13 protein-coding genes are annotated in these 15,953 nt (G+C 52.6%); 8 read left to right on the forward strand and 5 right to left on the reverse strand.

Translation table 11 applies throughout. The annotated features are described in order from the left end of the window. The first annotated feature begins 123 nt into the window (after window positions 1-123). The gene (locus HUE57_RS14705) at window positions 124-3,495 is read left to right on the forward strand and encodes a UvrD-helicase domain-containing protein (protein ID WP_078483339.1); all 3,372 of its coding nucleotides are present in this window, start codon (window positions 124-126) and stop codon (window positions 3,493-3,495) included. Window positions 3,496-3,505: 10 nt separating this feature from the next. Here HUE57_RS14705 and HUE57_RS14710 read toward each other — a convergent pair whose 3' ends face one another. Beyond that, window positions 3,506-4,228, reverse strand: a complete 723-nt coding sequence (locus tag HUE57_RS14710; protein ID WP_078483340.1) for a DsbC family protein — start codon at window positions 4,226-4,228, stop codon at window positions 3,506-3,508. A gap of 129 nt (window positions 4,229-4,357) precedes the next feature. Further along, on the reverse strand, window positions 4,358-5,275 hold the full coding sequence (gene xerD / locus HUE57_RS14715; RefSeq protein ID WP_078483341.1) for a site-specific tyrosine recombinase XerD: 918 nt from the start codon (window positions 5,273-5,275) through the stop codon (window positions 4,358-4,360). Window positions 5,276-5,442: 167 nt separating this feature from the next. Between xerD and mobA the strand changes: the two genes are divergently transcribed. Genes mobA through moeA form a run of 3 tightly spaced genes read left to right on the forward strand, consistent with a single transcriptional unit; the run spans window position 5,443 to window position 7,830 of the window. Beyond that, window positions 5,443-6,024, forward strand: coding sequence for a molybdenum cofactor guanylyltransferase MobA (gene mobA, locus HUE57_RS14720; protein ID WP_078483342.1), 582 nt, complete (start codon window positions 5,443-5,445; stop codon window positions 6,022-6,024). Beyond that, window positions 6,021-6,554, forward strand: a complete 534-nt coding sequence (gene mobB, locus HUE57_RS14725) for a molybdopterin-guanine dinucleotide biosynthesis protein MobB (RefSeq protein ID WP_078483343.1) — start codon at window positions 6,021-6,023, stop codon at window positions 6,552-6,554. The genes mobA and mobB overlap by 4 nt, the downstream gene beginning before the upstream one ends. Before the next feature lie 19 nt (window positions 6,555-6,573). Then, window positions 6,574-7,830, forward strand: a complete 1,257-nt coding sequence (moeA, locus tag HUE57_RS14730) for a molybdopterin molybdotransferase MoeA (protein ID WP_078483344.1) — start codon at window positions 6,574-6,576, stop codon at window positions 7,828-7,830. Between the two features lie 63 nt (window positions 7,831-7,893). Here moeA and HUE57_RS14735 read toward each other — a convergent pair whose 3' ends face one another. Next, entirely contained in the window at window positions 7,894-8,526 is a 633-nt protein-coding gene (locus tag HUE57_RS14735) for a hypothetical protein (RefSeq protein ID WP_078483345.1), read from the reverse strand. A gap of 329 nt (window positions 8,527-8,855) precedes the next feature. Between HUE57_RS14735 and lon the strand changes: the two genes are divergently transcribed. Then, on the forward strand, window positions 8,856-11,246 hold the full coding sequence (lon, locus tag HUE57_RS14740) for an endopeptidase La (protein WP_078483346.1): 2,391 nt from the start codon (window positions 8,856-8,858) through the stop codon (window positions 11,244-11,246). Window positions 11,247-11,268: 22 nt separating this feature from the next. Here lon and epmA read toward each other — a convergent pair whose 3' ends face one another. Next, window positions 11,269-12,249, reverse strand: coding sequence for an EF-P lysine aminoacylase EpmA (epmA, locus tag HUE57_RS14745; protein ID WP_078483347.1), 981 nt, complete (start codon window positions 12,247-12,249; stop codon window positions 11,269-11,271). 68 nt (window positions 12,250-12,317) lie between these two features. Further along, on the reverse strand, window positions 12,318-12,887 hold the full coding sequence (efp, locus tag HUE57_RS14750; protein ID WP_078483348.1) for an elongation factor P: 570 nt from the start codon (window positions 12,885-12,887) through the stop codon (window positions 12,318-12,320). 46 nt (window positions 12,888-12,933) lie between these two features. Here efp and epmB point away from each other — a divergent pair, with 46 nt between their 5' ends. The 3 genes from epmB to HUE57_RS14765 all read left to right on the forward strand — a co-directional run bounded on the left by epmB (window position 12,934) and on the right by HUE57_RS14765 (window position 15,859). Next, a complete protein-coding gene (gene epmB, locus HUE57_RS14755; protein ID WP_078483349.1) occupies window positions 12,934-13,992 on the forward strand; it encodes an EF-P beta-lysylation protein EpmB in 1,059 nt (352 codons plus the stop codon). A gap of 125 nt (window positions 13,993-14,117) precedes the next feature. Continuing rightward, window positions 14,118-15,755, forward strand: a complete 1,638-nt coding sequence (locus HUE57_RS14760) for a hypothetical protein (protein ID WP_174673458.1) — start codon at window positions 14,118-14,120, stop codon at window positions 15,753-15,755. Next, window positions 15,653-15,859, forward strand: coding sequence for a hypothetical protein (locus HUE57_RS14765; protein ID WP_174673459.1), 207 nt, complete (start codon window positions 15,653-15,655; stop codon window positions 15,857-15,859). Before HUE57_RS14760 ends, HUE57_RS14765 begins: the two co-directional genes overlap by 103 nt. The last annotated feature ends 94 nt before the right edge of the window (window positions 15,860-15,953 follow it).

Below are 15,953 nucleotides of genomic sequence, written 5' to 3' on the forward strand. Positions count from 1 at the left end.
CACACAATATTTAAGGTTCTTTTCGGGCTTATCCTACAGATTTGTCAGCTTATGCTTACATGTTAAATCGTGATTAGAGAGATCGCTCTTACTGTTCTTGAAAAGAGTCGGTATCCTGCCGCTATGGAAACGATCCTTGACGCCATCAATCCCAATGCAAACGCTACTGTCAGCGCCTCCGCCGGCACCGGAAAAACATGGCTTCTCGTTTCGCGCACCATACGACTTCTACTCGATGGTTACCCCGCAGGTGGCATCCTGGCAGTCACCTTCACCCGTAAGGCGGCCGCTGAGATGGAGAGTCGCTTGATTGAGCGCCTGCGTGAGTATGTGGATCTCAGCGACTCAGCGCTTGATGACGCTCTCCATATGATCGGCATCAGCACAGATGAACAGATCAGAGAGCGGGCCCGCACGCTATACGAAAGGCTGCTCTTTTCTGAACACCCTATCCGCATTACCACCTTCCATGCCTTCTGTCAGGAGATGCTGCGAAGTTTTCCGCTCGAGGCCGATGTTCCTCCTGGTTTCGAGTTACTCGAATCGAGTGGCTTACTGGAGGATGAGGCGTGGGCAGCCCTCTACGAGGAGGCGAGTCGCAACCCCGATGCAGCACTTGCCCAGGCCCTCGACAACCTGTTTGAGCAGTGCAACGGTATTAATAGTAGTCACACGGCACTGAACAGCTTTCTTCAACACCGAGGTGACTGGTGGGCCTATACAGAAGCATGCAAAGACCCGATTGATACCGCCAGACAACGACTCCTCGATCTCCTCCAGATCGACCCAGATCTGCAGCCACTCGATCAACTCTTTAACCAGCCGACGATGGATGCACTGCAGCACTACACCGAATTACTGGTGATGCACGATACCAAAACCAATCTGAGTGCAGCAGCAAAGCTTGCTGATATCCGTGATGAAACCAACCCGGTAACTCAACGCCACCAACTACTGTGCGAGGTTCTGCTCACGGCCAAGGGCGAGCCGCGTGCATGTAAACCGAGCAAGGCACGGGCGAAGAAGATGGGGGAGGATGGCGAGGATCGTTTCATCGCACTCACCACTCAACTGACCCAGCAGCTACTCGCCTGCAACGACACACTGGCACGCATAAAGAGCTACCGGCTCAGTTCGGCCTGGTATCTTGCCGGTAGTCGACTACTCGATCACTACCAACGACTCAAACGAGAACAGCGTCTGCTCGACTTCACCGACCTGGAGTGGAAGAGCTACCAGTTACTCAACAACCATGAGCAGAGCGAGTGGGTTCAGTACAAACTCGATCAACGAATCGAACACCTGCTTATCGATGAGTTTCAGGACACCAATCCGACTCAGTGGCAGCTGATCTTGCCACTCCTGCAGGAGATGGCGGCCGGGAGCAGCGAACGTGGACGGAGCGTTTTTCTGGTCGGTGATAAAAAACAGTCGATCTACCGTTTTCGTCGGGCCGAGCCACGGTTGATGGAGAGTGCTGCAGAGTGGCTTGAGCAAAACCTCGCAGCCCACGCCTTTACCATGGATGCATCGCGCCGTTCAGCACCGGCAATCATCAACTGCGTCAACCATATCTTTGAAGAGACCCATCTCAAGCAGCGCATTCCCTCTTTCAGCAGCCACCAGACTCATCACACCGAGCTCTGGGGACGCGTGGAACTGCTACCACTACCGCAGATCGAACCCCCCGTCGAAATCGAACGACTCGGTTTGCGTAACCCGCTACTGGCCCCCCGGCCAGAGCAGCTGGCGATACGTCATCTTGAAGAGGGGCGGCAGATCGCCGCACGAATTAAACAACTGGTAGAGGAGCAGATACCAGTAGGTGCTAAGGATGAAGCACACCCGCTAGGCCACGGCGATATCCTCATCCTGCTACGCAATCGCACCCACATACACGCCTACGAAGAGGCCTTACGCGAGGCGGAGATTCCCTATATCGGCGATCAACGCGGCACTCTGCTGGAGAGCCTCGAGATCCGCGACATGGTGACACTGCTGGAGACGCTGATCACCCCGTTTGGCAACCTCTCTCTAGCCCAGATACTTCGCTCACCGCTGTTTGCCGCCAGTGATGACGATCTGATCACACTGGCCAGCAGTAACAACTGGATGCAGCAGCTAACAACGCTCGCTCCGACACTCGAACCGGGCACACCACTGGCTCGTGCTCACCACTGGCTCAGTCACTGGCGAGCACTGGTAGGTCGTCTGCCAGTGCATGATCTGCTCGACCGCATCTATAGTGAAGGCAACGTCATCGCTCGTTATGAGTCGGCCTTTCCGGAGACCCTACGTCCCCGGGTGCGAGCCAACCTGACCCGTTTTATCGAACTGGCCCTTGAAATCGACAGTGGTCGTTACCCAAGTCTCTCCGCCTTTCTCGCTCGTCTACGCTCACTACGAAGCCGCTCCAGTGAGGCACCCGATGAGGCACCTTCGGGTGGAGGAGAGCCACGTGTGCGCCTGATGACTATTCACGGATCAAAAGGACTTGAGGCACCGCTGGTGATTCTGGCCGATACAATCAACAGGCCGAGTAGTCGCAACGCCTACCAGCCAATCGTCAACTGGCCAGCGGGTGAAGTCCGTCCCAGTCAATTTTTGTTATCGGGTAAAAGTGACCGTCTCGACTCGATCTCTAAAACGCTACTCGAGAGTGAATCAGAGGCCGAGCTGCGTGAAGAGGCAAACCTGCTCTATGTCGCACTCACCCGAGCGCGTCAGCAACTCCTTGTCTCGGGCACGCCACCGAATAGAGGTGATGATCTGGGTTGGTACGGAATGATCCGTACTGCCTTAGAGCCACACGCCGATGTCGATGATGAGGGGCGGTTGATACTGAGCAGCGGAGAGCAGCCAAACCTTGCTAAACCCGGTAGTAACAAACTCTCACAGAAGTCTGTTTTTGATCCACTCCTCAACCACCCCATACGGTGGACAAACAGTCTGGTTGAGATCGCCCCAAGCAGAGCGACTGCTGCGCGATCCCTCTCGAGTGATGGCGATGAGGATGGTCGCGATCGCGGTCTATTGATCCATCGAATGTTGGAACTGCTGACTCAGGCTCGCGTAAATAGTGTGGAAGTGAAAAACCGGATCTGTAGTGAGTTCGACATGGAACCTCAGGATGAGATTCTGCAACAGAGTTTCGATGAGGCACAGGCGGTCGTTGATGCCGCTGAACACCGTGCGTTCTTCAATTCACAAAACTACCTGCACGCCTACAGTGAGGCACCGATCAGCTTCAAAGACGATGGAGTGATGGTCTATGGGATTATCGACCGCCTAGTGGTCACTGAAACGGAAGTGATTGTGATCGACTACAAGAGCCACCGCTCAGCCACCGTTGAGGAAGATAGCCTGGTCGAACACTATCGACCTCAGATCCACCTCTACTGCAAAGGGGTTGGCAAACTCTTCCCCGACAAGCGGGTTAGAGGCGGTCTGCTCTTCACCGCCGCTAACCGCTTCAGAGAACTGACACTCGAATGAGCGCCTGGGACTATTTGTCCTGGGCCAACACCTGCAACAGACGATCGCTGGGCAGGTAACCCGGTAGCTTACGACCCGATGGAGTAAAGATGGTCGGCGTACCGGTAATGCCCAGATCGGCAACCATTGCCAAATGTTTGATGATCGGATTCTCGCAATCGCCCTTTTCAACCGGCTTGCCATTTTTGGCATCAGTCAGCGCCGCATTTCGATCCTTGGCACACCAGACATTAACGGTCTTTTTATAGCTAACCGAACCGACACCTGCTCGCGGGAAAAATAGATAACGCACGGCAACACCCGCCTCGTTCAACTGCGGAATCTCCGTATGGAATTTGCGGCAGTAGGAGCAATCGATATCGGTAAAGACGGTGATGGTCTGTTTCACTTTCTCCGGTGCATAGATAATCGTGCTTTTGTCATCAATCTTGTTCAGCACCTTAAGCCACATACCGGCAAGGCGCTGCTCGGTCAGATCGACCTTGGTCTTCATATCGACCAGGTTGCCCTGAATCATGTAGCGGCCATCACCGCTCACATAGACCACCTCACCAGCGGTGGTAATCACTTCAAAAAGACCGCCGATCTCAGACTCGGCAATCTTCTCAATCTCAACACCTGGCGCAATGCGTTTCACCGCAGCGGAGACAACGCTCTCAGTACTATCAGCAGCATGTGCCGCTGCCATCGTGAACAGAACGGGAATGATAAATAATTTCTTAAGCAGTGACATCGTGATTAACCTTCACAAAATAGATAGTTAGAAATAGGAGGCGCCAAGCGCAAAATCGGCTCACACCATAACACCCTAACCCGTGATCGGCCATTGAGTTCCCCACAGTTTCAACACCCTTTACTCACACTAACCACGCGGATGATGTTCCGCATGCAGCGACTTCAATCTTTCACGTGCCACATGGGTGTAGATCTGGGTGGTAGAGAGGTCACTGTGACCGAGCAACATCTGCACCACTCGCAGGTCAGCGCCGTGATTTAGCAAATGGGTGGCGAAGGAGTGTCGCAGCGTGTGGGGTGAGAGCGCCTTGTCGATACCCGCCTTTAGCGCATAACGTTTTATCAGCTGCCAGAATGCCTGACGCGACATCGCTGAACCTCTTCGGCTGGGAAAGAGCGCATCGTTGACCTGCCCCTTCATCAACATTGGCCGCGCCTCTATCAGGTAGCGATCAAGCCAGCCGAGCGCCTCCTCACCCAAAGGCACCAAGCGCTCCTTGTTACCTTTGCCCATCACCCGTACCAGTCCCTGACGACTATTTAGCTGCAGCATCGTGAGATTGACCAGTTCTGAGACACGCAGACCACTGGCGTAGAGCACCTCCAACATCGCTCGGTCACGCAGACCCATTGGCTCGTCTATGTCAGGGGCATCAAGTAGAGCCTCTACATCGGTTTCGGTGAGTGATTTGGGCAGTGGACGTCCAAGCTTCGGTGCCTCGATCTGAGCCGTGGGATCTACTGAGAGACGTCCCTCTCGGAGCTGCTGCTGATAGAAGCGGCGCATTGATGAGAGCAGTCTTGCTGTGGTTCGAGGAGTGGCCCCCTTAGAGACACGCCATGAGAGATGCGCTAACAGTTCACTACGTTGAGCTGCGTTGAGATCACTCCCCTTTGCTGCCAACCAGCCCGCCACACCACTCAGATCGGAGCGGTAGGCGGAGAGGGTGTTATCACTCAGACCGCGTTCCATCCAGAGCGCATCGATGAACTGTTCAATCAATGCACGATCGGCATCGGACGGTGATCGCCGCTGCTCTTTCATTGCTGCCCTCTATCTCCTGCGATTGATTGTCTGAAAACCGGTTAAAACCCACACAAAAAATACCACCTCTGCACCTGATTTCGCAGACATTTATCTAAATAGCGTGTGATAGGATAAACCACTTCAGAAAACATCGTACGCAGTCATAAAGAGCCATACCCTAATCCATGGTAACCGAGAAGATCACCGCCGTAATTCTTGCAGGTGGACGTGCCAGCCGCATGGGCGGTAACGACAAGGGATTACTACCATTTAAAGACAGACCTCTGATCGAACATATTCTCTCCGCCATTGAGGGAAAGGTCGATAACATCATCATCAATGCCAATCGCAACCTCGATCAATATCGTCGCTATGGATATCCGGTCGTCAGTGACGAGATTGCCGACTTTGCCGGACCGCTTGCGGGCATTCTCGCCTCAATGCGGGCAGCGACGACCGACGCTATCATCACCCTTCCCTGCGACACCCCCTTCATCAGTAGCGACTATATTGAGCGCATGCATCACGCATCGACCGGCGCCTCGGGCGCTATCGCCTGCCACGATGGAGAGATCGAACCACTGTTTGTGTTACTACCCTGCAGGCTCGAAATCTCACTCAGTGAATATCTCGCCAGTGGCCGAAGAAAGGCGCGTGACTGGATGGCGAGCATCGATTCTGCAGAGGTCGACTTTTCGGACCAAATAGAGATGTTTAAAAACTTCAACACTCCTGACGAGCTCAACAGCACCGGAGCAGCCTCATGAAGCGCCCCCCTGTACTCGGCTTTGCTGCATTCAGCGGTACTGGTAAAACCACGCTGTTAAAGAAGATCATTCCTCAATTGAATGATCGGGGCGTTCGCATTGCATTAATCAAACATGCACATCACAATTTTGATATCGACACTCCCGGTAAGGATAGTTACGAGCTGCGCAAGGCGGGGGCAGGACAGGTCCTGATCTCATCCGACAAACGCTCAGCACTGATCACTGAAAAACCACAGACCGAAGAGCCGAGACTTGAGGATATGATTGTGCAACTCGATCATATGCAGACCGATCTGATTCTGGTCGAAGGATTCAGACACCTCCCCTTTACCAAAATCGAACTCCACCGGCCGTCTCGGGAAAAACCTCTGCTTGCACGAGAGGATAGTTCCATTATCGCGATTGCCTCCGATAGTCCAATAGCCTCTGCGCCAGATCTGCCCCACCTCGATCTTAATAATAGTGCCGAGATCGCCGAATTTATTTACGCCTGGTACACCAACCAGTCGAATAGAACTGAACAATAACTGCTTAAGAGAGATAGAGATGAGCGACAAACTGAATATCGATTGTTGTAGCCAACCGAGTGGCCTGTTGAGTGTGGAAGCCGCACGTCAACGTATCCTTGAACCGATCAATCCCGTCACAGAGAACGAGACCCTTGAACTACGTCACGCACTGGGGCGCACCCTGGCCGAGGCGGTCACATCAAGCCTCGATGTTCCCTCCTACAAAAACTCTGCCATGGATGGTTATGCGTTGCATAGTCGTGATTTACCAAACAGTGGTAGCGCCAACCTACAGCTCATTGGCACCTCACTGGCAGGCCACCCCTACGATGGTAGCATTGAGCCAGGCAGTGCGATTCGCATTATGACCGGTGCTGCAGTCCCAGATGATTACGACACCGTGATCATGCAGGAACAGGTTGAACGTAGCGATGAGATAATCACTATTTCGAGTGATCACTGTGCGGGTGAGAATGTACGTTACCCCGGTGAAGACATTAAGAGTGGCGATATCGCTGGCGACATCGGCCTGACCATTCGCCCCGCAGAGCTGGGTCTACTTGCATCACTGGGGATTAGTGATGTCAGCGTAAAGCGCCGTCCCAAGGTCGTCTTCTTCTCCACCGGCGATGAGCTGCGCGAGGCGGGGGATAAGCTGGAAGCGGGGCAGATCTACGACAGTAATCGTTACACCCTCTACGGTATGTTAAACAAACTCGATGTAGAGATGGAGGATCTGGGCATCATTCCCGACCAACCCGAGGCGATCGAACGGGCATTCAGGGAGGCGGGAGAGCGTGCCGATATCGTCATCACCTCTGGTGGCGTCTCAGTCGGCGATGCCGACTATGTTAAGCAGACCCTGGAGCAGTTCGGTTCTATCGATTTCTGGAAAATCGCGATGAAACCAGGCAAACCACTCGCCTTTGGTGCACTGGGTAAGAGTGTCTTTTTTGGTCTCCCCGGCAATCCGGTCTCGACCATGGCAACCTTTTACCAGTTCGTCATTCCGGCGATCAGAAAACTCAAGGGTGAAACCGCCGAGAAGATCTGGACCCTGAAGGTTCCCTGTCACTCAAAACTAAATAAACGCCCAGGGCGTACCGATTTTCAGCGTGGCGTATTGCAGAGTAGTGCCGATGGTTCACTCTCGGTCCACACCACCGGACTACAGGGATCGCATGTGCTCTCTTCGATGAGTAAGGCGAACTGCTTTATCGTTCTACCCGCTGAGAGCGGAAATATTGAAGCGGGCTCGATGGTCGAGGTGCAACCGTTTGAATCGATGCTCTAAATCGAGAGACAAAAAAAGGGGTGCTAATCAGCACCCCTTTTTATTGCGCTAACGCGCTTGTGGTTACGCCTTTTTCTTGGCGGGACGACCACGGCGTTTCTTCGGTGCTGTTGCACCCACCTTCTTGGTCACATCAGTCATAAAGCGCTTTTCCCACTTCTTGCTGTAGCTATCAACCGCCTTGTCACGCGACTCAAGAATTGACTCCAGCGCCTTCTCCAGAACGGCCACACGCTTCTCAGCAGCTTTCTGCGCAGCTGTAGCACTCTTAGCTGCATCCTGTGCCTCTTTGGCACTCTGACGCCAACGCTCTTTGAGCTCTACCTGCTTATTCAGTGCAGCGCGTACCGTTGAACCGGTGCGTTTCTTGGTTGAAGCCTTTGCAGCAGCGCCCTTGTTGAGCGGTGGACGACCACGACGTTTCTTAGGTGCAACGGCTGTAGTCGCTGCGGCGGTGGTTGCAGTCGTTTCACTCTTTGGTGGACGACCGCGGCGTTTCTTTGGAGCTGCCGTCGGAGCTTTAGCAGTTGCAGCAGCCGCACTCTTTGGTGGACGGCCACGACGTTTTTTGGGAGCCGCTGCTACTTCACTTTTTGCAACGGGTGCCTTTTTCGCAGCAACCTTCTTCTTTGCTACTGCTTTTTTCTTCGGTGCTGCCGTCCTTTTTGCAGCTGCCTTTTTCTTGACTCTAGCCATTATTAACTCCGAAATTCAAATATTCACAAATAATTATACGAGCAATTCCATTTTATTCAAATTTCTCAATTAATTATCTCGTTTTTGACAATGACTCGCGTAACTATTCACTAACACTTTAGGTAAAATTTATATGTCTAGATACAATATTTCACAAATAATGGCTTGCAGAAAATGTGCATTTCATCGTTATGCGCTCAATAATCTGAACTATATAGCGACTCACCGCGTAAGATCCTATATTTAGATTGAACAGCCGAGATTGAATTATTACGATTCGATTCGACTCAACATCACTAATTCTCATTCACGACGTAACCGGGTAGAAAATGGCACGTAAAAGAAGCAAAAAAGAGACAAAAGTAGAGACCGAGACACAGGGAGAATCTGGGCTGATACTGCATAATGACGTGCTACCAACCACGCTCTATCTATTGCCCATTCATGATCGCCCCTTTTTTCCCGCCCAGACCATGCCGATTTTGATGGACGAGCAGCCTTGGCTCGACACCGTGCAGCGGATTGGTGAGCTGCCACAATACATGGTCGGACTACTGCTGACACGAAATAAATTCGACACGCACCCCAACCGAGATGATTTTTTCGAGATCGGCAGTACTGCGCGTATGCACCACCCGGTTCACTCTGATGAAAAAATTCAGTTTATCGCTGAGGGTCTGCAGCGATTTCGCGTTATCAAATGGCTCTCTGAGCAACCGCCATTCCTAGTAAAAGTCGAATATATTGATGACAGTTATGAAAACACCGACCAACTCAAGGCCTACGCAATGGCGGTCATCAATACGATTAAAGAGCTGATCCCCCTTAACCCGCTCTACAGTGAAGAGCTGAAATATTTTCTCAACCGGTTTAGTCCTAACGAACCCTCGCCGCTGGTCGATTTTGCTGCCAGCCTGACTACCGCCGAGGCGCACCCTCTACAGGAGATTCTCGAGACCATCCCCGTCTTCACCCGCATGAAAAAGGTGTTGGTGCTCCTGAAAAAAGAGCTGGAGGTTGCCAAGCTTCAGTATCAGATCAGTGAGCGTGTCGAGGAGAAGATGACCGATCAACAGCGGCAGTTTTTCCTACGTGAGCAGCTCAAGGCGATACAGAAAGAGTTGGGGCTAGCCAAGGATGATCGCACCGCCGATATCGACCGTTTTAATGAACGACTCGAGAAGCTGCACCTCAGTGATCAGGCACAACGTCGAGTCGATGATGAGATGCAAAAACTCTCAATCCTTGAATCAGGGTCGCCCGAGTATGGTGTTACCCGAAACTACCTCGACTGGATCACCACCCTACCCTGGGGTAATTATTCAAAAGACACCTTCAATCTGAAAAATGCGCGCCAAATCCTTGATCGCGACCACGACAGCCTGGACGACGTCAAAGAGCGCATCATCGAATTTCTTGCCGTCGGCAAACTCAAGGGAGAGATTGCCGGTTCGATAATTCTGCTAGTTGGTCCACCCGGCGTAGGCAAGACATCCATCGGTCAGTCGATCGCCAACACACTCGACCGCAAGTTCTATCGGTTTAGTCTGGGCGGCATGCGTGACGAGGCAGAGATCAAAGGACACCGTCGCACCTATATCGGAGCGATGCCTGGAAAATTCGTTCAAGCCATCAAGGAGTGTGAGACCGCCAACCCCGTCATCATGCTCGATGAGATCGACAAGGTCGGTGCCTCCTACCACGGTGATCCCGCCTCAGCACTGCTCGAAGTGCTCGATCCTGAACAGAACAGCGATTTCCTAGACCACTATCTGGATGTTCGATTTGATCTCTCCAAGGTGCTCTTCATCTGCACCGCCAATCAACTCGACACTATTCCCGGGCCATTACTCGACCGCATGGAGATTATCCGCCTCTCCGGCTACATCACCTCTGAGAAGGTCAACATTGCCAAGCACCATCTCTGGCCACGCACACTCGATCGTGTTGGCCTGCTGAAAAAGCAGCTCAACATCAGCGATGCCGCACTTCGTCATCTAATCGATGGGTATGCACGGGAAGCCGGGGTACGAAATCTGGAGAAGCAGCTGAAACGGATTGCCCGCAAGGCTGCGGTAAAGATCGTCAAACGCAACAAGACACCCATTCGTGTTGGCATCAAAGAGGTTGAACACTATCTTGGCAAACCCTTTTTCAAACAGGTCAAGCCCCTCAGTGGAGTCGGCGTGGTTACCGGGCTCGCCTGGACCTCTATGGGTGGCGCGACACTCGATATCGAGGCGAGTCGCATCCACACCAAAAACCGAGGATTTAAACTGACCGGAAAATTGGGTGAAGTGATGCGTGAATCCGCTGAAATTGCCTACAGCTTCATCTCCTCTCACCTCAAGAGCTATGAGGGTGACGCCGCCTTTTTTGATGCCGCCTTTGTCCATCTGCATGTACCCGAAGGCGCCACGCCAAAGGATGGCCCCAGCGCGGGCATCACTATGGCGACAGCACTACTCTCGTTGGCACGCAATCAACGCATTAAACGCAAACTGGCCATGACCGGAGAATTAACCCTGACTGGCCACGTGTTGGCGGTCGGCGGAATACGGGAGAAGGTCATATCGGCACGACGCAACAAGATCGTAGAACTGATACTTCCTGAGGCAAATCGCTACGACTATGAGGATGTCCCTGAGCACATTCGCGCGGGTATGACTGCCCATTTTGTCGCCCATTACGATGACGTAAAGGCAATAATCTTCGATTAGAGCAATTCAGGCCGACCGTTAATCAGGCACGAGCGATGGGGAATGTAATCACCTCATCGATCGTTTTTACTCCTGTTACAGCCATTATCAGACGATCAAATCCAAGTGCTACCCCTGCAGAATCGGGTAAGCCACTACTCAAAGCCGCGAGCAATCGCTCATCGAGTGCTGCCTGTTCGAGTCCAGTCTTCCCTCTCGCATCCAGATCAGCGCTGAATCGACGCCGCTGCTCTTCAGCATCGGTCAATTCATGAAATCCGTTTGCCAGTTCAACACCATCCAGATAGAGCTCAAAGCGCTCTGCCACAGCTGGGTCACCCGACACCCTGGCCAGTGAAGCCTGGCTCGCGGGGTAGTCATGGATAAAGTCGGGGCCATTGATTCCCAGACGAGGTTCGATGAGATGACTCATCAACAGATCGAGCCACTCATCACACCCCATCTGCTTGGCCACAATCTCAATACCATTTCTCTCAGCACAGAGTTCCAACACTTCTTCAGAGGCGTTGAAGGGATCGATATTGAGTTCACGTTGAAACAGCTCTCGGTAGCTTGTACGGCGCGTTGTAGCCAGGTCACGCTGCCCATCCATCAGATAGCGCAACAGCGCGTCGACCTCATCCATCAGCTGATGGTGATCAAAGCCCGGCCGATACCACTCCAGCATGGTGAACTCGGGATTGTGCAGGCGTCCCGATTCACCATTACGAAAGGTTTTGCAGAGCTGATAGATCGGGCCACTACCTGCAGCCAACAACCGTTTCATCGCAAATTCGGGAGAGGTGTGTAGATAGAGGTGCGAGTTATCCAGATCGCCTACCCCACGATAGCGGCTGGCGAAGCTCTCAATATGTGGATCGCTGTTAGCTGCTGAGGAGAGCAGTGGCGTCTCGACCTCGAGCACGCCCCTATCGAGAAAGAATTGTCGAAGCCGCCGTAGAAGATGCGCCCGCAGACGTATCATCTCTAGGCTCGCACTGGGTCGCCACTCTTGCTCGTGCATATTTTTTTCGGGAAGGTGTACCGGTCTCAGTTTAGTGAAACCGGTTCAGATAGTGATCTGATTCGGCATTATTCCTTGGCACGACCGACATATTCGCCACTGCGAGTATCGACCTTGAGGATGTCACCGATCTCAATAAAAAGCGGCACCATAACCACAGCACCCGTCTCCATGGTGGCCGGTTTGGTGCCGCCCTGAGCAGTATCACCACGGACACCGGGGTCGGTCTCAGTAACGTTCAACACAACGTGATTGGGTGGAGTAATGCTGATCGGTGAGCCGTTCCAGAGCGTAACCACACAGATATCCTGCTCCTTGAGCCACTTTTTATCATCGCCGACGGCTGCCTCATCGGCACCCAACTGCTCGAAGGTTTCAGGATCCATGAAATACCAGGCATCGCCATCGTTGTAGAGATACTGCATATCGGTGTCCATAACATCGGCCGCCTCAACACTTTCACCCGATTTATAGGTCCGTTCAACGACTCGCCCAGTCTTAAGATTACGGATTTTGACGCGATTAAACGCCTGCCCCTTGCCTGGTTTAACGAACTCATTCTCAACGATTGAGCAGGGATCACCATCGATCATCAGTTTAAGGCCGCGTTTGAACTGGTTAGTGCTATAGGTTGCCATTGTGCTTCACCGTCTAAATCTGGTTTATGTGATAATTAGGCGCAACATGATACCCCGAACCGTCCCATCATGGCAGCGAGAGCTGTCCCAATCGATCCGCGACCCCGCTGAACTACTGCTGCGTCTAAAACTTGGTAGCGAGCTGCTCGAGGATGCACGCCACGCGGCCAAGCTATTTGGACTCTACGTCTCTCCCGCCTACCTATCGCGAATCGAGGTTGGCAACCTATCCGACCCCCTCCTTCGTCAGGTACTGCCATTGAGCGATGAGCTGATCGAACAGAGGGGATTCAGTATGGACCCAGTGGATGAGTTTGAAAGCTTCAAAGCTCCCGGACTACTGCAGAAATATCATGGACGTGCGCTGTTGATAACCACAGCGGCCTGCGCAATCAACTGTCGCTACTGTTTCAGACGCCACTTCCCCTATCAGGGTTCAGCCCCCACCGAGAGTAACTGGCAAGAGGTACTCAAGTCGCTCCGCGAGGATGATTCGATTAGTGAGCTCATCCTTAGTGGCGGCGACCCACTGCTGATCACCAATGAGCGCCTTGCCGGCTTTCTAGATGACCTTGAGACCATCACTCACCTTAAGCGCGTAAGAATTCACAGCCGTATTCCGATCGTGCTACCAAGTCGCATTGATGCAGAACTGTGTCAAATATTGGCCTCTAGCAGACTCTTCAGTGTAGTCATCATCCATGCCAACCATTCTAATGAGATCGACGATGAGGTTAGTTCCGCACTACGTAGACTGCGACCAGTCGCTACACTGCTCAACCAGTCGGTTCTTCTTAAAGGTGTCAACGACAGTGCCGCTACTCTTAGCGAACTGAGCGAACAACTTTTTGCCAATGGTGTACTACCCTACTACCTACACCAGCTCGACCGGGTACAGGGGGCGGCGCATTTTGAGGTCACTGACGGCGAAGCACTTACAATTCACCAGACGATGTCAGAGTCACTACCCGGTTACCTGCTGCCAAAACTGGTTAGAGAGGTAGCCGGAAAACAGAGCAAAACACCACTCATCGAACTGTTTAGCACGACATTTTCTGACACTGACACCGAGGGTATTTTTTCGCTAACATCAATGGGTTATTAACATCACATTATTATTGTGGTATTAATCACAGAGACAATCATTCACATCTATGATTATGGCAAAACTGCCAATCAACTCGACAAGCGTCGCCGGCATGCGACAAAGGAATTCAGGGATTTTAACCGGTGAGCAGTAACGATTCATCCATCTATGCGATACCCGTCCAGCACGCGCCCGACGAGCTGAGCTTTGACCTGCGCCCTAAGAAGGTTAAAGAGTGGTTCGATGCACTACCGATGGCCAATCTGGATGAGGTCACACGGTTGGTTTCCGAAGCGCTCAGCGATATCAGCACCCTGCAGATCAAACCCAGTGAACGGTACAAACTGCTCGAGCAGTTTCACCCGCTTATTCAGATAATTTCTGAAACACTACAGCGAAAATTCGTCGGCAGGCCGCTACCGCTGAGTGATGTCAGTAACCGTGCTTACTCACTGTTACAGGAGATCAATATCCTGATGGCCGTGGGTTATAAGACAGTCATCGTTCAGACGCTAACCCAGACCGGTAAACGCATCGACATATCGATGATTACCTACGCAACCCATCGCAACATGCGCTACCTCAGCACCATCCTGATGCATGCCTACCAGATATACGGCAGCTACCCAACCAATACCTGGAAAGATATCCACCAGCTCTACAGCTTTGCCACTCAGAACAAGATCAGCGAAACCCCAGTTAAAGATCAGATGCTCAAACGCAGAACCACCTGCACCGTTGAGGACATGATTAAACGCACCATGCTTCTTTCACTCGCCTGCCCCTACCGTCTCCATCAGGGGGAGGTCGACCGTGTATATCAGATGCTTGAACAGTGGGTTAGAAACACAAAGATTGGGGGTACTAGCGATGCCGTGGAAGAGAATGGTATTTTTGTCACCCAACTCGATCTCGATGCTCCACCAACTTACCGCGCTCTACACAAGGCGAGTGGCGACCCAAGTCAGATTCGGATTCTCGATACCACCGAACTAGCAGACGATCTGCAACTTCAGGTAACCGAGAACGGAGAGGACAACCGCGTGGTTATCGGTGAGACCAAACTCAGCCACGACCTGCTACGTCGTCTGGCTCTTGCCTGGGGTATCGTACCCAAACGGGGTGAGAACCGACTCAACATCAGCACCAACGTTGAGATCACTAGCGGCATCAATGCAATCTACTACCACATCAGTGGCATCAATCCTGACAAAAATCATCGTTATGGATTTGGTGCTCCACCACCACCTTCACCGACCAAAGATGAGCCGATAGGAATCCCGAGTTCGTCCATCCCTTCCGATTTAACCGTCATCGATTTTGAGATGAGCAGTGAAGAGCGTGAAAAGATCGGGCTTCCGGCTGGCCTGCGCCCCGACATTGACGAAAGCAGTGATTCAACTCCGGCCGCGCCTGCAGCAGATAGTCCCTATCCGACTCAGAACTGGAATATGGTCAACGTGAGTGCAGGAGGCTACTGCCTACTCTGGAATGATGAACACGCCTCTACCGCCAAGGTTGGGGAATTGATCGGCATCCACAATACCGGTGAAGAGGACATCCACTATTGGGGCATCGGCGTCGTGCGATGGATGCGCTGTGAAGAGAGCGAAGGGCTCAAGGTAGGCGTTCAGATGCTCTCCCCCAGCGTCATTTCTCTGTCGGGGAGTCGCTATTTTTGCGGAAGCTTGTTTTGGGCATCCAAGCCCAAGCAAACAGCAAAAACTTCACGCGACCGTTTATGCCTGCGGCGCCCCGACCGTCCTGCGTTCGTTGCGTAATCACCTCTTCGCGGCTCTACACAACTCCCTCAGTGACTCTACGCCGACATAAAGCCGCTGCTGCATCTTCTTCGTCGTTCGCTCGCGCTCTCAACTACGAATAGGCAGACGGCGTCGACTATCGCGGACTAACCGCCTTCGCTTCGCTATCCATGGCGGTCAGCGCTTGTCGAGCTTGGCGAGGAGCTGACCGACCCA

It is taken from the genome of Candidatus Reidiella endopervernicosa (genome assembly GCF_013343005.1).
In the GTDB taxonomy this organism is placed as follows: Bacteria; Pseudomonadota; Gammaproteobacteria.